This is a genomic window from Alistipes sp. ZOR0009 (genome assembly GCF_000798815.1).
Lineage (GTDB): Bacteria > Bacteroidota > Bacteroidia > Bacteroidales > ZOR0009 > Acetobacteroides.
In genome coordinates, this window is record NZ_JTLD01000004.1 from 115,212 (window position 1) to 136,873 (window position 21,662).

Below are 21,662 nucleotides of genomic sequence, written 5' to 3' on the forward strand. Positions count from 1 at the left end.
GTGAAAATGGCAACTAAAAGGTGGAATCAGATAGTACAGCTGCTACTCGTAGTTCTCTTTATGGGGTACTATGGAAGCACCACCCTATTTCTACACAGCCATATCATCCACGGGGAGAATGTAACCCACTCCCACCCCTTTTCTAACCCCTGCCACGGGCACTCATCCAACCAAGTACAGCAAATTTCCGAGCTCTCGACATTCCACTCGCTGGATGAGATTGCGCTGAACATTATCGAAGCGCTGCTATCGTCCATCAAGGTGGAGTATAGGAGCTTTAGCGAGATTTGCCGCTACAACGATGTGGCCATTAAGCAGCTAAGGGCTCCACCAATCCTTCTAAATAGGGCTTAGCCGATTCGAGGGCTTCCCTACCTCCCACTTACTGGCGCTATTGCTTTGCGTAGCCAATATTATGGCCATGTTACTAGCGTTATGCAGCTGCTATACCCCTACAGCAAGGGTCTAAATTGTTGTGTCAACCAGCTAAATAAGAAGGAAGTAAATGAAAAGGAATACCATCATATTCTTGCTAGTGCTGCTCGTGTTTGGGGCAGGTACAGCTAGCGCCAATAACCCCATATCGGTTGTTGGACAAATAGTAAACACCAAAACAAAGGGTAGCATCCCTTTTATAAACGTAATGATAAAGGGCACCACCATTGGCGCCATTACCGATGCCGAGGGAAAGTTCATTTTAAAGAATATTCCCAAGGGCCATCACACGCTAATCGCCTCCGGGGTAGGTTTTCGCAAGGTCGAACAGCATTTAGACGCTTTCGGGAGCAAGCCAATCGAGCTCAAAATAGAAACGGAGGAGGAAAATATATCGATGGACGAGGTCGTAGTGTCGGCCAACCGCAACGAAAGGAATAAAAAGGAGGCCCCAATCATTGTAAGCATCATCAACCCTAAGGTTTTTGAGACAACAAACTCGAACAACCTCTCGCAAGGGCTAAATTTTCAAGCTGGAGTAAGGGTTGAGAACAGCTGTCAGAACTGCGGCTTCCCACAAGTAAGAATAAACGGGCTTGATGGGCAGTATTCTCAGATTCTAATTGATAGCCGCCCGATTTTTAGCTCGCTTTCGGGGGTTTACGGGTTAGAACAGCTGCCCACTAACATGGTGGAACGCGTTGAAATAACCCGCGGAGGAGGTTCTGCCCTCTACGGATCGAATGCTGTAGGCGGAATTATCAATATTATAACCAAAGAACCCACGCGCAACCTGTTTAGCATTGCCAACAACACCATGCTGATGGATATGAAAACGCCCGATGTGAATACTATGCTCAACGCATCGCTCGTTACCAACGATTTTAAGTCGGGAATGTACATTTTTGGGATGGTGAGAAACCGCAATCACTTTGACAAGGATGGCGATGGCTTCTCGGAGCTGGGCGAAAACAAAGCTAGCACCATCGGATTCCGTGGCTACCATAAGACAAGCGACTTTAGCAAGATTACCGTGGAGTACCATAACCTTAACGAGTACCGCAGGGGTGGTAACGCGTTCGACTTACCCCCTCACATGGCCGACATAGCCGAGCAAACGCAGTACTATACCAACGGCGGGGGTGTCAAGTTCGATTTGCTGGGCAAAGATCTGAAGCAGCGCCTTAACTTATACTCCTCGTTTCAGCACAATAAGCGTTCGAGCTACTACGGAGCAGGAAAAGATCCCAACGCATACGGAAATAGCAACGACTTAACCTGGGTAGGAGGTGCGCAGTACACCAAAACCTTCGATAAGCTGATTTTTATGCCCTCGGAGCTTACGGCAGGTGCCGAATACAACTTCAATCACCTCGAAGATGACGCCCCAGGATACAATAGGTTCACCGATCAGAAGGCAAAAATAGCGAGCGTGTTTCTACAGAACGAATGGACGACAAAAAAGCTCGGCATTCTGGTTGGAGCCCGCTTCGATAAGCATAATATGGTAAAAGATGCGATTATAAGCCCCCGCATTAACCTTCGATACAACCCGTCGAGCATTTTTAACTTCAGGGCTACCTATTCGTCTGGCTTCCGTGCGCCGCAAACCTACGACGAGGATTTGCATATTCTAGCCGTTAGCGGCGAGGTGGCGCTAATCAGTAACGATCCGAACCTAAAGCCCGAAAAGTCTCATAGCTACAGCGCCTCGGTGGATATTTACCCCAACTTAGGAGGTATTAAAACCAACTTTTTGGTGGAAGGCTTCTACACGACGCTAAACGATAAGTTTGAAATAGTAGAAAGCGGTAGCGATGCCGATGGAAACATCCTTAGAAAGAAAGTTAACGGTCCTGGAGCTTACGTAACAGGGGTAAATGTGGAGGCAAAAGCTGTCTTTTCGCATCGCTTCGACGTCCAAATGGGCTACACGCAGCAACAAAGCCGCTACGAGAAGCCCTTCGACTGGTCGGGAGGTGGCGTACTAAAGCCACAGCGTAAAATGTTCCGCACTCCGGACAGCTACGGGTTCTTCTCGGCTAACTATGAGCTAACCGAGGACTTTGTAACATCGCTATCGGGCACCTATACGGGGCCAATGCTAGTCCAACACAACATTGGCTCGGTTGACCCGAACGATAGCAATAAAACGATAACCACCTTTGCCGAAAAGACTACGCCATCATTCTTCGATATGGGAATAAAGCTAGCCTATACGCTAAAAATATCTAAAGAGGTGAACCTGCAGCTAAACGCAGGCATGCAAAACATTTTTGATAGCTACCAAAAGGATTTCGATAAGGGAGCCCTACGCGACGCAAAGTACGTATACGGCCCCGCATTGCCCCGCACGCTAACCTTTGGGGCTAAGATCTTCCTATAGAAAAGAAAAACCTATAATTTCAAATTTACCTATCAGGGCGAGGAGCGGTCAGCGTGAGCTGGTACTCCTCGTCTACCTTTTTAAGGGAGGCTAACGAAATTCTATAATCGTTCCACGCTCCTTGTTAAGCATCTCGGCAGGTACTGCTGCCTGAATATGCTCTTTAAGCGTTTTAAGCATGTTTCGTTTGGCAAAACTTCGGGTAAAGGCCAATCCAACCTCGCGCAAAGGCACCATATCGACAAACGTACGCACCTGCTTGCGCTTTAAGTCGTCCAACTCCGATACCGCCAGCTCTGGGAGCAAGGTGAAGCCACCATGCCGGTCTATCATCTTCATCAGCGTGTCAAAAGAGCCGCTTTCGTACTCGAAAGGAAGCGAATGTCGCTGAGTATCGTGGTACGAGCAGAGATTAAGCACCTGCGAGCGAAAGCAGTGCCCGCTGCTGAGCAACCAAAGGTCGGGCGAGGCCAGCTCCTTAATGGCAATCTTTGACTTACCCGTAAAGTTGTGCCCCACGGAGGCGTAAACCTCTATTTGTTCGTAGAAAAGAGGCTCCTCCTTGATGGTAGCGTCGTGCAAAGGCGTTACAAGAATCCCCACGTCGAGTAAATCCTTCTTCAAAGCATCTACAATGTCGTCCGTAATCATCTCGCGAACCTTTATGGAAAGCTGCGGGTGCTTTTTAGTTAAATCGTTCATAAACAAAGGAAGTAGGTAGGGCGACAAGGAGGGAATTATCCCTATTCGAAGATCTCCGGTCACCTCCTTAAGGTGGTTAGCCACTATCGCATCGATTCCCTTTGCTTCCTGAAGAATAACGCGAGCCTGCTCGATAATTTCGACGCCCACATCGGTAGGAATTATGGGCTGCTTAGACCTGTCGAAGATCGTCACACCCAAATCGTCCTCCAACTTTTTTATTTGCATGCTAAGCGTAGGCTGCGTAACAAAACACCTGTCGGCCGCAGTCGCAAAATGGCGGTAGGTATCCACCGCAACAATATATTCGAGCTGTACTAAAGTAACCATATCTCCTTTTTTTTGATATAAGCAGCCACTAAACGCAGCTGCAATGCAATGATATTCTGCAAATATAATTTATATCTATCGACATATAAATATTATCGATTTGATTTATATCACAACCCATCGTATGTTTGTATCGTAAAACAGAACAAGAAGCTAGAAACTTAAAAATAATCAACCATGAACACAAATCTTAATTCAATCGGACTAGATAAAAATCTAGCGCAGCAATTGGCTGGCGGACTAAATGAACTACTTGCTAGCTACCAAATTTTTTACCAAAACCTGCGAGGCTTTCACTGGAATATCAGAGGAGAGAAGTTTTTTGAGCTCCATCTGAAATTTGAAGAGCTGTACAACGATGCAATTCTAAAAATAGACGAGGTTGCAGAACGAATACTTACTTTGGGAAATACACCCCTACATTCTTACAGCGACTACATCAAGACTTCATTCATTGCAGAGGCTAAAAACCTAAGCGATGCAAAATCTACCCTAGATACAACTCTAAATAACTTCCAAACATTGCTTATTAAGCAACGCGAGCTGCTTAAAGTTGCTCAAGAAGCGGGAGATGAAGGTTCGGTAACGCTTTTAAGTGACTACATCTCGCAACAGGAGAAGACAGTGTGGATGCTATCGGCATACCTCAATAAGTAAACAAGAACAATCAAAAAATAAAAAAATTACGATCATGTCAAACAGAATTTTAAGTGTAGGAAGCAAGCTTCCTGAATTTAGCAAGACCGCAGTAGTATCTCTAGAACATGGTAAGGAGTTTGCAACCATCACTTCAGAAGATCACAAGAAGGCAGGCAAATGGCTAGTGCTATTTTGGTGGCCAAAAGATTTCACCTTTGTTTGTCCAACCGAAATTGCTGAGTTTAATAAAGCCTACGGCGAGTTTGCCGACCGCGATACAGAACTTGTAGGTGCATCCACCGACTCTGAATTCGTACACCTTGCATGGCGCAACAACCACAGCGACCTAAAAGGGCTTAAATTCCCAATGCTAGCTGATACCTCAAAGTCTCTAGCCGAAGAGCTAGGAATTCTAGAGGCAAATGAGAAGGTTGCCTACCGCGTAACCTACATTGTAGACCCTGAAGGAACAATTCGTTTTGTTAGCGTAAACGATCTAAGCGTAGGACGTAACGTTAAAGAGGTAATTAGAGTGCTAGATGCGCTTCAAACCGATGAGCTATGCCCATGTAACTGGGAAAAAGGTCAAGATACCATTAAGCTATAACCACATAAAAAGATTGGGGGGCTTTAAAAGCCCCCCTTCTACAACTAAAAGCAACCAAACTCAAATAGACAAGCCCTTTTTTGCTACCTAGAGTATTAGATGTAGCACCCAAAATGAATACCAACAACCAATAAAACTAAAAGAAGATGTACAACGAAACCGCACTAGAATTACTAAACGACCTTGAACTAAGCGCTGATAAAAGCTATCCTGCACTAGAAACTCTAAGTGAAAGCAGCACAAAATACCTTAGAGATCTTAAGGTGAACCTAAAAACAGCCCTTTCATCCGAAAATTTAGGAGAGAAAGATGCCCTACTTACGGCTTATGCCGTTGCTGTTAATGCCAAAAACGCTCCGCTTCAGGAGGCCTTCAAAAAAAGAGCAACAGCAGCAGGTGCAAACACCGAAGAGGTTGCTGAAGCTGCGGCAGTAGCATCCTTACTAAGTGCCAACAACATTTTATACCGATTCCGCCACTTCTGCGACAATAAAAAATATAGCGATATGCCTGCGCGCATCCGCATGAACATAATGATGAGCCCTGTGTTGGGCAAAGAACTTTTTGAGCTAATTAGTCTTGCAGTTTCTGCGGTGAATGGCTGCCAAGCATGCGTTAACTCGCACGAACATTCGGTTCGCGAGTTAGGTGCTAGTGAAGATAGAGTTTTTGATGCAATAAGAGTTGCTGCCATCGTGGTATCTGTAGACAGAATCATTGCCTAAAAGTGTTAGTTAATTAAGGGTGAATGGAGGGCTCTTGCGAGAGCTCTCCATTTTTTATAAAAATTTTGATCGTAAATAATAAGCTAAATAATAATGTTAGCCCCCAATAAACACCTACCATTTGCCTACGTAACTGTTTAATATATCAACAATTCAAACTAATAAGTTATCTTTGCGTCCATTAAGAATAGCGGTTAATGAAGAACATAAGAAACTTTTGTATTATAGCCCATATCGACCATGGTAAAAGCACCTTGGCTGACAGACTTCTACAGGCTACCCACACGCTTAGCGATAGGGAGTTCCAAAACCAAGTTCTAGACAACATGGATTTGGAGCGCGAAAAGGGTATTACCATTAAGAGCCATGCCATCCAAATGGAATACATCCATGGTAATGAAACCTACATCCTAAACCTAATCGATACCCCTGGCCACGTAGACTTTTCGTACGAGGTATCACGCGCAATAGCGGCTTGCGAGGGTGCTCTCCTGATTGTTGATGCAACCCAAGGAATTCAAGCGCAAACCATCTCTAACCTTTACCTTGCCTTAGACCACAACTTGGAAATCATTCCTGTAATCAACAAGATTGACATGGAAGCGGCAATGGTTGAGGAAGTAACCGATCAAATTGTTGACCTTATTGGGTGCAAACCTGAAGATATCATCCCAGCCAGTGCCAAAACAGGTGTTGGAGTCCCTGAAATACTGGAGGCTATTGTAAATAGGGTCCCTGCGCCTACTGGAGATGCTGAAGCCCCACTCCAAGCGCTTATTTTTGACTCCGTATTCAACTCTTTCCGTGGTATCATTGCCTACTTTAAGGTTGTGAATGGAGTAATTCGCCAAGGGGAGAAAGTGAAATTTTTCAACACAGGGCACGAATACATCGCAGATGAAGTTGGCGTTCTTAAAATGAAAATGCATCCACGACAAGAGCTCCGTGCTGGAGATGTGGGCTACATCATTTCGGGAATAAAAGCCTCAGCCGAAGTTAAAGTAGGAGATACCATCACCTCTGTTGGAAACCCTTGTAAAAAAGCAATTGATGGCTTTGAGGATGTTAAACCAATGGTATTTGCAGGCCTATATCCTGTAGATTCGGATGACTACGAGGATCTACGCTCCTCGCTCGAAAAGCTGCAGCTTAATGATGCATCGCTTACCTTCGAACCTGAATCGTCGCTTGCTCTTGGCTTCGGCTTTCGTGCAGGTTTCCTAGGCCTTCTTCATATGGAGATCATCCAAGAACGCTTGTACCGCGAGTTTGACATGGATGTTATCACCACCGTTCCAAACGTTTCCTATAAAATCCATACAACTAAAGGAGATTTGGTGGAGGTTCATAACCCATCGGGATTACCAGCCCCAACCCTTATCGATTTTATTGAGGAGCCAACTATACATGCCCAAGTGATTACAAAAACAGAGTACCTTGGCGCTATCATGAAGCTATGTATTGACAAGAGAGGGATTCTTCGTAACCAGGTTTTCCTATCTACCGATCGTGTTGAAGTAAACTTTGACATGCCTCTAAGCGAAATCGTTTTTGATTTTTACGATAAGTTAAAAAGTATTTCACGTGGCTACGCTTCGTTCGACTACTACTTAAATGGATATCAGCAGGCAACTCTTGTAAAATTAGACATCTTACTAAACGGAGAGCCCGTAGATGCACTTTCCTGCCTAATCCACCGCGATAATGCCTATGATTTTGGTCGAAAAATGTGCGAAAAGCTGAAGGATTTGATCCCTCGACAACAGTTCGACATTGCAATTCAGGCCGCAATCGGGGCTAAAGTGATTGCTCGCGAAACAATTAAAGCCTTGCGCAAAGATGTTACAGCAAAATGTTATGGTGGAGATATCTCGCGTAAACGCAAGCTTCTAGAAAAACAGAAAAAAGGGAAGAAAAGAATGCGCCAAGTTGGCAATGTTGAAGTACCACAACAAGCCTTCCTTGCAGTTCTCAAGATGGGAGATTAATCATATTTCTAATAAAAAAAGCCGTTGTTTATGCAACGGCTTTTTTATATCTAGTTTCTTTTATAGCATCGTACCCAATCTATAATAAAGTCATTCGCTATTTTACCGCTCGGTTTCTTTTGAACCCCCGAAGAAAAAACTAAGTAAAGAGGAGTATCTGGCAGATTATTGCTCATTTTCTTTACAACAACTCCATTTATCAACCATTTTAGATCTTTTTTTCCCCACTCCAATCCAACAATATAGGTATTCTCTTTCAGTAGGTCAGAAGACACCTTTGACTGATTTACCTCTTTTATTCCATTAATCACACCCAATTCAAGGTTTTGATTAATTTTAAAAACGTTCAAATGAGGGGTTGCGTTGTCTCCAATCATCCAGAAAGCGTTGTATACTCCATCAATTCTAGAGAACGTTACCTTAGCCTCAAATCGGCCATAACGCTGCCGAAAACTATGCCCTGTATTAATAATACCAGATGTAAAATCACATTTCTTGGGAATAAACCCGAATTTCTTATCCCAAGCCATTCCTGCGTGAGATCCCTCCTCCGTTTTGATAATCAATCGCCCATTTTTGACGTGAAGATTTTGGCCTTCCGTATAATGATGGAATTCCTCAGAATGCGAATATCCTTTCCCTATCAGCTTATCTCCCCAAAAGTATTTAGGGAGCCATCTATCCTGGTTGATACTGTTACCGTCAAAGTTATCGGCAAATGTCTCCTCCATCTTAATCATCCGAGAAACTTGTGATGATTTTGCTAGTTTTTTATAGCGCCTCCATTCATCCGATTTTTCAATGTTTTTCAACCTTACCTGAGAGGCTCTTTGCTCATTTTTTGAGGAATATTTCTTCCCTTTCAACTCCACATATTCCTTCCACAAATTTCCTTCCGGAAATTGTTGAAAAAAAATTACATCCTCCCAACTCTTCTGAAGCTTAGCCTCATACTGTAGAGTTGAGGGAATGTATCCCAACTTCAGCTTTAACGCCAAAGAAATATTTCCAAAAAGATTGCCCATATCCTTTAAGCCAACTTTTATTTTGGCTTAAATGTAAGCAAGTTTTAGGATTGATAAAAATCAATCCTAAAACTTTTTCTTGAGGCTAGCCAATCAGCTTAAAGCCTTTACCACGGATATTCAAAATTTGAATAGAAGGATCTTCCTTTAAGTACTTTCTTAACTTTGTGATATACACATCCATACTACGTGCATTGAAGTAGCTATCGTCAGACCAAATAGTCTTGAGAGCAAAGTTACGATCAAGCACCGCATTACGGTTAATACATAAAAACTTAAGAAGTTCAGATTCTTTTGCAGTAAGCTTCTGGTCAATACCACCATGCCCTAAGATTTGCTTAGTTGCATCAAAGGTGTATGCACCTAGGACAAACTGATCTTGACTCGCAACACCACCAGCACCCTTTGTTCTGCGAAGAATAGCCTCAATTCTATACTGAAGTTCTTCTATGCTAAATGGCTTTGTCATGTAGTCATCTGCACCTACCGAAAATCCTTCAAGCACGTCTTCTTTCATCGACTTTGCTGTAAGGAAGAGAATAGGTACCTTGTCGTCAATCATACGAATATCTTTTGCGACAGAAAAACCATCCTTAATAGGCATCATAACATCCAATATTACGATGTCGTACTTGTTGTTTTTAAAGCCGTCAAAAGCTTTTTCTCCATCAACAAATAGATCTGTTTGATAACCTTTGGCGTTCAGATACTCCTTTAGTAACATACCAAGGTTTTCATCATCTTCTGCTAAAAGAACCTTTGCCTTGTTTTCCATTTCTATACAGGTTTAATTGTTACTTAGTTCACTTTTAAATGGTATGTAGATGCTGAAGGTACTCCCCATGCCCATTTCACTATCGGCCCAGATACGTCCTCCATGCGCTTCAACAATCTTTTTTACGTAACTCAGTCCTAAGCCAAATCCCTTAACGTTATGAACATTTCCGGTTGGGACTCGGTAAAACTGCTCAAATATGCGTTTCAAGTTCTCCTTGCTAATCCCGATTCCGTTATCTTGCACTTCTATAACGAGACCAGCATCCTTATTGTATGTACTCAACCTTATTTTAGGTTTTTCCTTACTGTACTTTAACGCATTGTCCAACAAGTTAGCTATAATATTTGTAATATGCACCTCATCTGCCAAAATTATATGTTTTTCTGCCAAAAGAGACCGTTCTAGTACTGCCCCTTTACTATTCAGCTGCAGCTGCATGTTATCACAAACCTTACTTGCTATTTGATGTACATTTATTTCTTTTTCTTTCAATTTCAGCTTGCCCTTATCAAAGATTGCCATCTGTAGCACCTTTTCGACAAGAAATCCTAACCTTTTACTTTCATCACCAACTATCTTCGAAAGATAGTCATAATTTTTTGCCGAACTTGGTAAATTTTTGTCCTGCAGCATCTGAGCAGCAAGCGAAATTGTAGATATTGGCGTTTTTAGTTCGTGCGTCATATTGCTAACGAAATCGTTTTTAATTTCGGATAGCTTCTTTTGTTTAAATATAACAAGTAAAGTTAGAGAAAAGGCAAAAATTATGATTAAAGTTAATCCAACCGACACTAAAGCTAAAATAGCCATTGACCTAAAGGCTACTTTTTGCGTATTTGGAAAGTTAACATGCAGGAAAGATGTCTTTCGGTAGCCTTCAGGAGAAAGCTGCTGATGTATCGGCAGAGCGTCCTTCGGGTTTCGGGTAAAATTATCCGTCATAAAAATAACATTCGCACCCTCATCTGTAACTGCAAATTCAAATGGGATCTTAATTCCCCTATCTTTTAGCTCTTTTTTTATCAAAGAGTCGAGCTGTTGCTTTGAAACTCGCTGCGTAATAGGCTCTTCAATGCGAATCAGCTTATCAATAGTTTCTGTGATAAAAACTGTTTTCCTTCTATACTTTTCATTTAGAGGAAAGCTCATTCTATCTCCATCTAACCTATCCGATATTTTACTATCAAAATTATATACGCTACTAATTAGGCTACTTGCCGCATTGCTGTCACCAATTGTACCCTTGATTTGCTTTATAAACCGAGCGGAATCTTTCGGATCAACACTATATATTTTTTCGTTTTTGCTTATTGTTCTTATAGAAGATCGCGTTTTTTTTATGATGTCGTACTGATCTTCAGAAAAAGGGTTAACCCCTTCTTTGCTTGAATATGGAGAAATAGAGCGCTGTGTTTGGCTAAGTATCTCACTTTGCTGAACATTTTGAACGACTTGCCGAATTACGTTATCGAGCTGATCCTCCAACTCGTCTTCCTTTATTTTAAGAGAATTCTGAATCCAGATTGTTTGAACGAGTATCAATCCTACAGAACTTAAAAATATAATGGAAATTAAAAGCCAAATTTGTTTTTTGTTCATAATCAAGAGCCAGCTAAATGCTATTAATTTAACTTTTAAATCTACAAAACCATTTGATTTTTTGCTACCATGTAAAGGTAGTAAGGTAAAAATAGTTACAACTTTAGCTTAAGCTATAAAAAAAGTTCAAACTGCTAAAATAAACTAAGCAAATTTTGTACCGCTTTCGACTGATCTTCTACTAGAATTGCCGTAATCACGCCAGGGACCTTTCTTATCTTAGCAACAAGGGCCTTTACTTGCTCCTCGTCAACACTCTTAAGACCTAATATAAAATCGAATTTCTTATGTTTGGGTAGCAAGAGCCCTCCATTTTCCAGCTTATTTGAAAGCAATATTGCCCAATTAGGATCAGGACTTAGATAAATATCAACTTCACTTAAAGATGAACTATCGGTTGAATTCGAAACATAACGGCTAAAGTTGGTGGATAGTTCGGCATTAAGTAACCAACTTAGCCGAAACTCATTTTCTGACGAGCATATTGCTACCAGCGTTACAGGATCAGAAGGAGAGTCTGTTAGCTTAATTTTTCGGATAATTTTCGTTTCTGCATTCTTACCAGCCATTATCTACTAGTTGAGATTCAAAGAGAGATGGTCTGCAATCGAATTAAGAGCCTCCCTCGCAGCATTCTGTTCTGCTTCTTTTTTTGATTGCCCTATTCCGCGACCTAAAACGTATGAACCTAACAGAATGCTAACCGTAAAGGTAATCGTCTTTACCTCTTCTGCAAACGATTCGTTATATTCAAACGCCAATTCCTTCTTATTTTTTTGTCCCCACTCAATTAGTCGGCTTTTGAAATCGGTTTCGGTGTTTTCTAAACTCGCAAAATCGATATGCTTGCTTATAAACTTAATGATAAGTCCCTTGGTGTAGGTAAATCCTTTGTCCAAATATATGGCACCAATTAAGGCCTCTAGCGCATCTCCATATATGTGTTTTACCTGATGGTTAGGATTGGTATGTAAAACCAGTAAGGATGGGATCCCTATGTCTATAGATAGCTGGTTTAAGGTAGAGCGGCTTACTACTTTTGCCCTCATTTTAGTAAGAAAACCTTCGCTTCTTCCAGCATAGTTTTCGTACAAATAGTCGGCTACTATTAAATCCAAGACGGCATCACCCAAAAATTCCAATCTTTCGTTATGTATAACTGGATGGTGGCTATTCAATACCGACTTATGGGTTATAGCAACTTTATAAAGAGAAATGTTTGAAGGGTAAAGATCAAACATATTCTTCAACGCCAAGTACAACTTTTTGTCCTTAGAAAATGTGACCTTTACCGGATGTAGAAACCTTTTAAACAAATGCTACTTTGTATGTTTCTTTAGAATTACAGTCGAGTTATGTCCTCCGAAGCCGAAAGTGTTGCTTAAAGCATAATTTACCACACGCTTCTGGGCTACATTCAACGTATAGTTCAATTCTGGATCTAACTCAGGATCAAAACTTACATTATTAATTGTTGGAGGAACTGTATCTGTCGTAATAGCAAAGATACAAGCAAGCGCTTCAACAGCACCAGCAGCACCTAAAAGGTGTCCGGTCATAGATTTTGTTGCGCTGATATTCACAGATTTTGCATGATCGCCGAACACATCTTTCACTGCTTTAATTTCAGCAATATCACCTAAAGGTGTCGAAGTACCGTGCACATTGATATAGTCAATATCTGTAGGCAAAATATCAGCATCTTGAAGTGCCATACGCATAGAATTGCTAGCCCCTAATCCCTCTGGATGAGGAGCCGTCAAGTGGTAAGCGTCAGCAGTCATACCACCACCTAGAACTTCAGCATAAATCTTTGCACCACGGGCCACTGCATGCTCGTACTCTTCGAGTACTAGCGCACCAGCGCCTTCTCCCATCACAAAACCATCGCGGGTCGAATCAAACGGGCGAGATGCTGTTTTATACTCATCATTTCTGGTAGATAGCGCTTGAAGTGCGTTAAATCCGCCAACACCAGCCTCATTAACGGTTGCTTCAGAACCACCTGTTATCATTATGTCTGCTCTTCCCATACGAATTGCGGTGAAGGCGTCAATGATAGCGTGGTTAGATGATGCGCAAGCAGAAATCGTGCTGTAGTTTGGTCCACGGAAGTTATACTTCATCGAAATGTGGCCAGCAGCAATATCTGCAATCATCTTTGGTATAAAGAAAGGGTTGAATCGAGGGTTTTCTCCTCCCTCGACAAAGCCCTTTACTTCTTGGTAAAAGGTGATAATACCACCAATACCAGAACCCCAAATAACACCTGCTCTGTCAGGATTGATTGTTTCAACGCTAAGGCCAGAGTCTCCAAACGCTTCCTCAGAAGCCACAAGAGCATACTGAGCGTAGAGGTCTAACTTCTTAACTTCCTTCCGGTCGAAGTGGTTATTTGGATCGTAATTCTTAACAACGCCAGCAAATTTTGTTTTAAACTTGGATGTATCGAAAGAGGTGATCAGTTCGACTCCACTAACGCCTTTTTCAAGATTAGCGAAATATTCCTCAACTGAATTACCTAACGGGTTGATGGTTCCAATACCAGTAACTACAACTCTTCTTAATTCCATACGTCCAAGTTTTATAACAAAATTTTCTGCTTAATTCTTCCTTCTTACTTTACGTGTTGCTCGATGTAAGAAATTGCATCGCCAACAGTTCCGATTTTTTCAGCATCCTCATCTGGAATAGAAATGCTAAATTCCTTTTCGAATTCCATGATTAGCTCAACAGTGTCAAGCGAGTCTGCGCCTAGATCATTGGTAAAGCTAGCGGCTGGAACAACTTCATTCTCGTCTACGCCAAGCTTCTCAACGATGATAGCCTTAACTTTTGATGCGATATCAGACATAACGGTAAATTTTGATTAGTACTGAATTTGACCTTAAAAATAACTTCGCAAAGAAAAACATTTTTTCTAAAATCGAAATCGCTCTCTTTTCGAAATTCGGGGACAAATGTATAACTTTTTGTTCTTATTTTTGTCAAACCAATTTGTATTTTTTACTTCACTGGCACTTTTAGTGCTGAAAATCAATCCAGAATGAAGAGAATTGCCGTTTTTGCATCGGGTTCGGGAAGCAACACAGAGAATATTGTTAAATTTTTCAGGAATAATGATTTAGCTCGTGTTACCATTATTCTTTCCAATAAAAAGGATGCGTACGTGCTAGAAAGAGCTCAACAGCTAGGCGTTCCTTCGATCTCCTTTAACCGCGAAGATTTCTACAACAGCAATAAAATTGTTCGCACTTTAGAAGAACAAGGAATTGATATGGTTGTGCTTGCCGGCTTTTTATGGCTGGTTCCTCAATCTTTAATTGATAAATACGACGGCCGAATTGTAAATATACACCCTGCGCTACTACCCAAATATGGTGGTAAAGGCATGTTTGGAATGAACGTTCACAATGCAGTTGTTGCAGAAAAGGAGACAGAAACGGGCATAACAATTCATTACGTAAATGGCAGATACGACGAAGGGAACGTTATCTTTCAAGCCAAAGTTTCCGTTAACCCTAGCGACACTCCAGAAATGGTTGCCGACAAAGTGCATCACCTTGAGTACGAACATTTCCCCAAGATAGTAGAAAAGCTCATCGCTACGTTGTAGGATGAGCTTACTATATCTATTTTAACAATCTCAAAAGGCTATCTCGATGCGCAGAAAACGCTGCCATATTAACCGATTTTATAGGTTTTTCTGGCGGAGCTTGTACCTTTAACGGATTAATTGGGATTCCTCCCTTCCACATTCTAAAATCAAGATGAGGGCCTGTTGCATAACCTGTTGATCCAACATAGCCAACAACCTGTCCCTGACGAATTCGGCTACCAGAACGAATTCCACTGGCAAATCTACTTAAGTGCATGTAACTCGATGTGTATACCGAGTTATGCTTAATCTTTAGCATATTCCCAGCACTACCGCTGTAAGCCTTAGCAACAACAACTCCGCTTCCTATCGAAACAACAGGCGTTCCCGTAGGTGCCGCATAATCGATTCCATGGTGAGGACGAACTATTTTTAGAACTGGATGCATACGGCGGTTACTGTAACCTGATGTTATTCGAGAAAATTTCAGAGGTGCCTTCAAGAAGGCCTTCTTTAGGCTTTCACCTTTCTCGTTCCAGTAGGAATTTAAGCTATCTTGCATGAATAAGAATGCATAAAAATCCTTACCAAGATGGTTGAAAACTGCAGCATAAATTTTTCCGACACCAATTGAAGTCGAATCTACGTACATCTCATCGTATACAACCTTAAAGTGATCGTCCTTCTGAAGTCCAAAAAAGTCAACCTCCCAAGCATATATTTCAGAAAGTTCCAACGCGAGCCCTGTATTTAGCTTAGATTCCGCGATTGCGTTCCATAAGGAAGACTTTATAGTAGCCTCACCAACCCTTCTTACAATACGAACAGGCTTTTGTGCAACGTCAACCTTTAACTTGCCTTTAAATGAAAACACTACATACTGAATGGGCGTTATTTCGTAAACCCAGTACGCCAAACTCTGCGTAGAATCTGGCGATACAAACGCTTTATAGGTATTTCCGACACGTATAGAACGCAAATCGAACTTGCCTTCAGAAAGTTTCCCTATGCTATCAACTTGGCTGGGGGTAACACCTAAATCGCCAAGAATCTGAGATAGATTTTGGCCCGGTGCAACTTCGCCGGTAACCACCGTAAACGAATCGACTGGAATACCATACTCCAGCACAACAGGAGGAATTACCTTCTCCCTAAACCAATGCTCCTCTATTTCCTGAATAACAGGCCACAATACGATAGATGCAGCCAATAAAATAACAAAAGAAAGAGCCGTAATTGTTACGGCTCTTTTATTCTTGAACTTTTGTAGAATGCTCATAAAATCCGATTAACGGGCCAAAGATAAAATTACTTGGCTTTAATCGTATCAAATCCTTTGCCAAAAACACCCATTGCATTCACCACGGATATAAATGCATTCGGATCTTCCTGCTTACAAATCTTATACACCTGATTTGCTTCAAACTTTCTGACAAGCACCATCACTATTTTTTGATCCTCCTTCGAGTACCAACCCTGACCATTTAGAACAGTGACCCCACGTTGTACTTCGTTCGAAAGCCTGTCGGCAATAACTTGGTAATTCTTCGAAACAACAAACATCTGTACCGATTGGCGGGTTCCTTGTAGCACCATATCAAGCGTTACAGACACAATACCAACGCTGATGTAGCCATATACTACCGACGTAAAATCCTTAAGCACGAAGTAGGATGTACCTATTATTATTACGTCGCAAAGCAGGATAACCCTACCTATTGACACATTACGATACTTGTTAATTATCATCGCAATGATATCCGTACCGCCAGAAGAGCCTCCCTGAGTGAAAACGGTTCCCAAACCTATACCACAAAGTCCACCTCCAATTATTGTTGCAAGCAGCCTATCGGTTTCCACATTTAGTGGCGATTCGGTTACAAGCTGCTGCCCGATCCAAAGAAAAAAGGAGGTCATTAGGATTCCGATCAGCGATTTAAAGCCAAACTTCCCTCCCAAGACTTTAATCCCAAGATATAGCAGTACAACGTTAATGATTAGGTAGCTGTAGGCGATCTTAAAGCCACCGTCGGCTTCTCCTCCGGTTGCATAGAAGATAAGGGCACCAACGCCGCTTATACCACCACCAACAAGCTTGGCAGGAATTAGGAAGGCTGTCCAGCCCAGCGAATACAACGCCAAGCCGAACGCCATTACAAGATAACTTTTAAACTCCGACCAAATGGTTTGTGCGTTTAAATAGCTCTTCATAGTATTATTTTATATAACGATGTTGACAATCTTTCCGGGGACAACAATCACCTTCTTCGGAGCCTTACCTTCCAAGAATTTGGCAGCTTGCTCATCGGCAAGAACGGCCTCTTCAATCTGCTTAGGGTTAAGGTTAAGCGGTAAATTCTTCTTAAACCTAAGCTTTCCGTTAAAAGAAACTGGATACTCAAAGCTGGTTTCCACCAAATACTCCTCGTTATGAACAGGATATTTGGCGTCGTTTATTGTGGTGGCATTACCCAATAGCGACCAAAGCTCCTCCGTAATATGAGGTGCGAAAGGAGAAAGCAGCACGGTTAGTGGCTCCAATATTTCGCGCTTGTTGCACTTGCTTTCGGTTAGCTCGTTTACGCAAACCATAAAGGCCGATACGGAGGTGTTGAACGAGAAGTTCTCGATATCCTCACGAACCTTCTTGATGGTCTTATGCAAAGCTTTTAGCTCGTCGGCAGTTGCCTTTTCGGCGGTCACCTCGAAGTTCCCCTCGTTGGTGAAGAACAAGCGCCAGAACTTACGCAGGAAACGGTAAACGCCGTCTATTCCCTTGGTATCCCAAGGCTTCGACTGCTCCAATGGGCCAAGGAACATTTCGTACATACGAAGCGTATCAGCGCCATATCTCTCTACAATATCATCGGGATTTACCACGTTGAACATCGACTTTGACATCTTCTCAACGGCCCATCCGCAAACATACTTGCCATCCTCCAGCTCGAACTCGGCGTTGGCAAACTCTGGACGCCAATTCTTGAATGCCTCAACATCCAAGATATCGTTGCTTACGATGTTTACGTCAACGTGAATTTCCTGCGTTTGGTAGCTATCTTTTAGTCCTAACGAAACAAACTTATTGGTTCCCTGAACACGGTACACAAAGTTCGAGCGACCTTGAATCATCCCCTGGTTAATCAGCTTTTTGAAGGGCTCCTTCTCCACCACGTAGCCGTGATCGTAAAGGAACTTGTTCCAAAAGCGCGAGTAGATAAGGTGACCGGTTGCGTGCTCGGTTCCGCCAATGTACAGGTCGACATTGCGCCAGTACTCGTTGGCCTCTTTAGACACCAACGCTTTATCGTTGGTTGGATCCATGTAGCGAAGGTAGTAGGCCGACGACCCAGCAAAGCCCGGCATGGTACTAAGCTCGAATGGGTAGCCATCTTCAGTTTGCCAGCTTTTAGCGCGACCAAGCGGTGGCTCGCCAGTTTCGGTTGGTAGGAAGGCATCAACTTCGGGCAACTCCAAAGGTAGCTTGTCGAGGCTAACAGGATAGGGCATTCCGTCTTTAAAGTAAATTGGGAATGGCTCGCCCCAGTAGCGCTGACGGCTAAAGATGGCATCGCGCAGGCGATAGTTAATCTGACGTTTTCCGATACCGCGCGACTCTACCTCGTCGATGGCGCGGGTTACGGCCTCCTTCACATCGAGCCCGTTTAGGAAGTCGGAGTTAACCAGCTTACCTTCCTTGGCGTCGTAGCTTTCGTTGGTGATGTCGCCACCCGAAACCACCTCGATGATGTCGATACCAAAGTGCTTAGCAAAGGCGTAGTCGCGGCTGTCGTGTGCCGGAACGGCCATAATAGCCCCAGTACCGTAGCCAATAAGCACGTAGTCGCTTAAGTATATTGGAATTTGTTTTCCGTTGAAAGGATTGATGGCGTAGGCACCCGTAAACTGACCGCTTACGCGCTTTGCCTCCATCATGCGCTCGCGTTCGCTGCGCTTCTTAGTCTCCTCGATATAATTCTTTACCGCCTCGGCGTACTCTGGAGTAGTTAGCTCGCCTACCATCTCGTGTTCTGGAGCCATTACCATAAAGGTAACGCCAAAAATGGTGTCGGGGCGGGTGGTAAATATTTCCAGCTTCTTATCAGTTCCTTCCAAGTCGAAGAACATTTGAGCACCCTGCGAACGTCCAATCCAGTTACGTTGGATTTCCTTTAGCGAGTCGGTCCAATCGATGGTTTCCATCTCGTCGAGCAGGCGCTGCGCATACGCCGAAACGCGTAGCGACCACTGGCGCATCTTACGCTGAACAACGGGGAATCCCCCACGAACTGAAAGACCATCCTTCACCTCGTCGTTGGCCAGCACGGTTCCGAGCTCGGCGCACCAGTTTACCATGGTATCGGCCAGATAGGCGATACGGTACTGCATAAGAATTTCCTGCTGCGCCACCTCGGGCATAGAGGCCCACTCGGCAGCCGAGAATTTGGTCACCTCGCCGCAAGCAGCATCAACCGTAAGGTTGCCGTTAGCCTTAAACGCCTCTACCAAGTTGGCAATAGGCTCGGCCTTTTGCGACTGGTTGTTGTAGTAGCTCTCAAACATCAGAATGAAAGCCCACTGTGTCCACTTGTAGTACGACGGATCGCAGGTGCGGTACTCGCGGCTCCAGTCGTACGAGAAGCCGATTTTATCGAGCTGCTCGCGGTATCTTTTAATGTTGATATCGGTGGTGATGGCCGGATGCTGTCCGGTTTGTATGGCGTACTGCTCGGCAGGAAGCCCAAAGGCGTCGTAGCCCATAGGATGAAGTACGTTGTAGCCTTCTAAACGTTTGAAACGCGAGTAAATATCCGATGCAATATATCCCAGCGGGTGACCAACGTGCAGCCCTGCCCCGGAAGGGTAAGGAAACATGTCCAGCACGTAGTACTTAGGCTTCGAAGCATCCACATCAACCTTGTAGGTCTTATTTTCGCGCCAGCGTTGCTGCCACTTCTTCTCTATATCGACAAAATTGTACTCCATAAACTATGTAATTACTCTTTTACAAGGCGAAAGTAGTAAAAAGATGGCAGAATAAAGATCGAACGCCCGTAAAAGCGACAGGTAGAGAGCCCCTTTTTGGCCGATAATTATTGCCATAAAAAACCCGCACATGCCAGAAGCATGCACGGGACCAAATCTAAATTTTACTATATGATCAGAAACCTACAATCTCACATTCGTGCTTATCGAGGGCCAGCTTTGCCAGCTGACGGAACTCGGAGTACCAGCGCTGCAGCTCGCCGAAGGCATCGTCGCGCTCGCTGGTAGCAATGTGCGCCTCTCCGCTCTCCCTTATCTGCTCCTGGTTGGCCTCTACAGCCTGCTCCACCATCTTTTGGGCGGCCTCCAAGTCGGCAGCCTTGATGTTGAACTTTTCGAAACGTTCTAGGATTACCGGACTCTTTAGCGCGTTGGCGTAAAAGTCTATCCTACGCTGCGCCCAGTTATGGAACGAAGTTTTATCAAGATTCTCGACGCCCAGCTGCGCAAGCAGCCCCTTCTCCTTAATGGCCAGCTTAGAAATTTTATAGATTACCTTAAAACGTACATCGGCCACCTCGAAGAGCTGGTTGCTGCGTGCAGTAGCGTTGCGCTGCTCGCCTACCTCGCGCAGCTGCCGCTGCGTTTTTGCCGAAGCATCCGTCACCAAACGTTTACCCTCGGCCAACGATTGTTCGTCAAAACCAAAAGTTGTCAACTTTTGAGCAATTACAGGGTTAGCCTCAACGTTGGTAATCGATGTCCCCGCTTGCTGTAGGATTTCGTCCTTTGTCTTATAACCTGACATAGCTGCTATCTTTAAAAGTTATTTGGGTGGTCTACCTTCCGGTAAACTTTTACTATATGCTAACCTTAAGCTGACACTCAACCGAGCACCAGCGCCTCGTTGCGGAGCCGACATTTGGCCAGCGCCCAACGTAAAACGACTTCGACCATTCAGAAGGTGGAATCTGCCAGCCAGAAAATGGTGTCTGCCAACCAACCAATCTTTTCTGCCCGCCAGAAGGAGGCGTCTGCCTGCCAACCTGCTACCTCAGCCCTTCGGGAAATGGTTTCAACCTGCCAACCTGCCACCTCTGCCAGCCGGAAAAAGGGTTCCACCTCCCGGCAAGCAACCTCTGCCAGCCTACCTGCTGCCTCTGCCAAGCACCTAAGCTCTTCTTCCTACAGCACGGTTGCATCAACCATTTTAACCGCTATTTCAAAAACCACTAAAGCTAATTTATGGCGACATCCTCACAAAGTCAAGATTTTATTACACTTTTTCATCCCAAAGGCAACATTTTCGTCAAAAAAACTTTCGAATAGCGCAAGCATGCACTCTTATTGGCCTCAAAAAAACATTTTCGCTAAATTGTGGTTAACTTAAAAGCGGCATAAACCTGCTGAGATAAACCAACGTTGTACCATTAAATTCCATAGATATGAGCTTTATTAATGAATTTAAAAACTTTATCGCCAAAGGCAACGTGATAGATCTTGCCGTAGCGGTAGTAATTGGGGGCGCCTTTGGGCAAATTGTGACATCGGCCGTAAACGACCTGCTGATGCCCATCATCGGCGCAGTTATTGGCGGAATCGACTTTACATCGTTCAAGATTACGCTTAAGGAGGCCATGGTGGCGGCAGACGGCAGCATTGCCAAACCGGCTGTTACCATGAACATCGGCAACTTTATTCAGGTTACGGTAAACTTCCTGCTCATCGCCCTATTCATATTTTTAATGCTTAAGGGGCTTATGAAGCTGAAAAAGCAGAAGGAGGAGGCACCAGCGGCTCCACCTGCACCTAGCGCAGAAGTTACGCTGCTCACCGAAATTAGAGACTTGCTAAAAGAGAAATAGCG

General features: G+C 43.6%; 20 protein-coding genes. 8 read left to right on the forward strand and 12 right to left on the reverse strand.

Translation table 11 applies throughout. From position 1 onward, the window contains the following. The first annotated feature begins 6 nt into the window (after positions 1-6). Together L990_RS01185 and L990_RS01190 are read left to right on the forward strand one after the other, a co-directional pair. Positions 7-354 (forward strand): hypothetical protein, encoded by a 348-nt coding sequence (locus L990_RS01185; RefSeq protein ID WP_047444657.1) that lies wholly within the window; start codon positions 7-9, stop codon positions 352-354. A 151-nt stretch (positions 355-505) separates the two neighbouring features. Then, complete coding sequence (locus tag L990_RS01190; protein WP_047444659.1) at positions 506-2,821, forward strand: TonB-dependent receptor; 2,316 nt, start codon at positions 506-508, stop codon at positions 2,819-2,821. Between the two features lie 90 nt (positions 2,822-2,911). Here L990_RS01190 and L990_RS01195 read toward each other — a convergent pair whose 3' ends face one another. After that, a complete protein-coding gene (locus L990_RS01195; protein WP_047444661.1) occupies positions 2,912-3,853 on the reverse strand; it encodes a hydrogen peroxide-inducible genes activator in 942 nt (313 codons plus the stop codon). 177 nt (positions 3,854-4,030) lie between these two features. Between L990_RS01195 and L990_RS01200 the strand changes: the two genes are divergently transcribed. From L990_RS01200 to lepA, 4 genes are all read left to right on the forward strand, one after another. Further along, positions 4,031-4,510 carry a Dps family protein gene (locus L990_RS01200; protein ID WP_047444663.1) on the forward strand — a complete coding sequence of 160 codons (480 nt, stop codon included), beginning with the start codon at positions 4,031-4,033 and terminating at the stop codon, positions 4,508-4,510. A gap of 46 nt (positions 4,511-4,556) precedes the next feature. Next, positions 4,557-5,099: a peroxiredoxin gene (locus L990_RS01205; RefSeq protein WP_410488756.1), complete on the forward strand. Its 543-nt coding sequence runs from the start codon at positions 4,557-4,559 to the stop codon at positions 5,097-5,099. 146 nt (positions 5,100-5,245) lie between these two features. Then, entirely contained in the window at positions 5,246-5,824 is a 579-nt protein-coding gene (locus L990_RS01210) for a carboxymuconolactone decarboxylase family protein (protein ID WP_047444667.1), read from the forward strand. Positions 5,825-6,021: 197 nt separating this feature from the next. After that, a complete protein-coding gene (gene lepA, locus L990_RS01215) occupies positions 6,022-7,812 on the forward strand; it encodes a translation elongation factor 4 (RefSeq protein WP_047444669.1) in 1,791 nt (596 codons plus the stop codon). Positions 7,813-7,862: 50 nt separating this feature from the next. Here the strand turns inward: lepA and L990_RS01220 are convergent, their stop codons facing one another. The 7 genes from L990_RS01220 to L990_RS01250 all read right to left on the reverse strand — a co-directional run bounded on the left by L990_RS01220 (position 7,863) and on the right by L990_RS01250 (position 14,068). Then, positions 7,863-8,837, reverse strand: a complete 975-nt coding sequence (locus tag L990_RS01220) for a family 16 glycosylhydrolase (RefSeq protein ID WP_047444671.1) — start codon at positions 8,835-8,837, stop codon at positions 7,863-7,865. 85 nt (positions 8,838-8,922) lie between these two features. Next, positions 8,923-9,612, reverse strand: a complete 690-nt coding sequence (locus tag L990_RS01225) for a response regulator transcription factor (RefSeq protein WP_047444673.1) — start codon at positions 9,610-9,612, stop codon at positions 8,923-8,925. Positions 9,613-9,624: 12 nt separating this feature from the next. Continuing rightward, a complete protein-coding gene (locus tag L990_RS01230) occupies positions 9,625-11,214 on the reverse strand; it encodes a sensor histidine kinase (protein WP_047444675.1) in 1,590 nt (529 codons plus the stop codon). A 134-nt stretch (positions 11,215-11,348) separates the two neighbouring features. Next, entirely contained in the window at positions 11,349-11,783 is a 435-nt protein-coding gene (locus tag L990_RS01235) for an IPExxxVDY family protein (protein ID WP_047444678.1), read from the reverse strand. Positions 11,784-11,789: 6 nt separating this feature from the next. Beyond that, positions 11,790-12,455, reverse strand: coding sequence for a ribonuclease III (rnc, locus tag L990_RS01240; protein WP_052180632.1), 666 nt, complete (start codon positions 12,453-12,455; stop codon positions 11,790-11,792). A 78-nt stretch (positions 12,456-12,533) separates the two neighbouring features. Further along, positions 12,534-13,787, reverse strand: a complete 1,254-nt coding sequence (gene fabF, locus L990_RS01245) for a beta-ketoacyl-ACP synthase II (protein WP_047444680.1) — start codon at positions 13,785-13,787, stop codon at positions 12,534-12,536. Between the two features lie 44 nt (positions 13,788-13,831). After that, positions 13,832-14,068 carry an acyl carrier protein gene (locus tag L990_RS01250; protein WP_047444681.1) on the reverse strand — a complete coding sequence of 79 codons (237 nt, stop codon included), beginning with the start codon at positions 14,066-14,068 and terminating at the stop codon, positions 13,832-13,834. A 192-nt stretch (positions 14,069-14,260) separates the two neighbouring features. Between L990_RS01250 and purN the strand changes: the two genes are divergently transcribed. Beyond that, the gene (gene purN, locus L990_RS01255) at positions 14,261-14,830 is read left to right on the forward strand and encodes a phosphoribosylglycinamide formyltransferase (RefSeq protein ID WP_047444683.1); all 570 of its coding nucleotides are present in this window, start codon (positions 14,261-14,263) and stop codon (positions 14,828-14,830) included. A gap of 16 nt (positions 14,831-14,846) precedes the next feature. Here purN and L990_RS01260 read toward each other — a convergent pair whose 3' ends face one another. The 4 genes from L990_RS01260 to L990_RS01275 all read right to left on the reverse strand — a co-directional run bounded on the left by L990_RS01260 (position 14,847) and on the right by L990_RS01275 (position 20,603). Then, positions 14,847-16,091: a peptidoglycan DD-metalloendopeptidase family protein gene (locus tag L990_RS01260; RefSeq protein WP_047444684.1), complete on the reverse strand. Its 1,245-nt coding sequence runs from the start codon at positions 16,089-16,091 to the stop codon at positions 14,847-14,849. Positions 16,092-16,120: 29 nt separating this feature from the next. Then, on the reverse strand, positions 16,121-17,023 hold the full coding sequence (locus L990_RS01265; RefSeq protein WP_047444686.1) for a YitT family protein: 903 nt from the start codon (positions 17,021-17,023) through the stop codon (positions 16,121-16,123). Positions 17,024-17,032: 9 nt separating this feature from the next. After that, positions 17,033-19,795, reverse strand: coding sequence for a leucine--tRNA ligase (gene leuS, locus L990_RS01270; protein ID WP_047444689.1), 2,763 nt, complete (start codon positions 19,793-19,795; stop codon positions 17,033-17,035). 175 nt (positions 19,796-19,970) lie between these two features. Continuing rightward, complete coding sequence (locus L990_RS01275; RefSeq protein ID WP_047444691.1) at positions 19,971-20,603, reverse strand: hypothetical protein; 633 nt, start codon at positions 20,601-20,603, stop codon at positions 19,971-19,973. A 637-nt stretch (positions 20,604-21,240) separates the two neighbouring features. Between L990_RS01275 and mscL the strand changes: the two genes are divergently transcribed. Further along, positions 21,241-21,660, forward strand: coding sequence for a large-conductance mechanosensitive channel protein MscL (gene mscL / locus L990_RS01285; RefSeq protein WP_047444695.1), 420 nt, complete (start codon positions 21,241-21,243; stop codon positions 21,658-21,660). Positions 21,661-21,662 lie beyond the last annotated feature (2 nt).

Coding starts and splice junctions, on each gene's coding strand:
- L990_RS01185 (WP_047444657.1), top strand. CDS start 7: ATGGCAACTAAAAGGTGGAATCAGATAGTACAGCTGCTACTCGTAGTT.
- L990_RS01190 (WP_047444659.1), top strand. CDS start 506: ATGAAAAGGAATACCATCATATTCTTGCTAGTGCTGCTCGTGTTTGGG.
- L990_RS01195 (WP_047444661.1), bottom strand. CDS start 3,853: ATGGTTACTTTAGTACAGCTCGAATATATTGTTGCGGTGGATACCTAC.
- L990_RS01200 (WP_047444663.1), top strand. CDS start 4,031: ATGAACACAAATCTTAATTCAATCGGACTAGATAAAAATCTAGCGCAG.
- L990_RS01210 (WP_047444667.1), top strand. CDS start 5,246: ATGTACAACGAAACCGCACTAGAATTACTAAACGACCTTGAACTAAGC.
- lepA (WP_047444669.1), top strand. CDS start 6,022: ATGAAGAACATAAGAAACTTTTGTATTATAGCCCATATCGACCATGGT.
- L990_RS01220 (WP_047444671.1), bottom strand. CDS start 8,837: ATGGGCAATCTTTTTGGAAATATTTCTTTGGCGTTAAAGCTGAAGTTG.
- L990_RS01225 (WP_047444673.1), bottom strand. CDS start 9,612: ATGGAAAACAAGGCAAAGGTTCTTTTAGCAGAAGATGATGAAAACCTT.
- L990_RS01230 (WP_047444675.1), bottom strand. CDS start 11,214: ATGAACAAAAAACAAATTTGGCTTTTAATTTCCATTATATTTTTAAGT.
- L990_RS01235 (WP_047444678.1), bottom strand. CDS start 11,783: ATGGCTGGTAAGAATGCAGAAACGAAAATTATCCGAAAAATTAAGCTA.
- rnc (WP_052180632.1), bottom strand. CDS start 12,455: ATGTTTGATCTTTACCCTTCAAACATTTCTCTTTATAAAGTTGCTATA.
- fabF (WP_047444680.1), bottom strand. CDS start 13,787: ATGGAATTAAGAAGAGTTGTAGTTACTGGTATTGGAACCATCAACCCG.
- L990_RS01250 (WP_047444681.1), bottom strand. CDS start 14,068: ATGTCTGATATCGCATCAAAAGTTAAGGCTATCATCGTTGAGAAGCTT.
- purN (WP_047444683.1), top strand. CDS start 14,261: ATGAAGAGAATTGCCGTTTTTGCATCGGGTTCGGGAAGCAACACAGAG.
- L990_RS01260 (WP_047444684.1), bottom strand. CDS start 16,091: ATGAGCATTCTACAAAAGTTCAAGAATAAAAGAGCCGTAACAATTACG.
- L990_RS01265 (WP_047444686.1), bottom strand. CDS start 17,023: ATGAAGAGCTATTTAAACGCACAAACCATTTGGTCGGAGTTTAAAAGT.
- leuS (WP_047444689.1), bottom strand. CDS start 19,795: ATGGAGTACAATTTTGTCGATATAGAGAAGAAGTGGCAGCAACGCTGG.
- L990_RS01275 (WP_047444691.1), bottom strand. CDS start 20,603: ATGTCAGGTTATAAGACAAAGGACGAAATCCTACAGCAAGCGGGGACA.
- mscL (WP_047444695.1), top strand. CDS start 21,241: ATGAGCTTTATTAATGAATTTAAAAACTTTATCGCCAAAGGCAACGTG.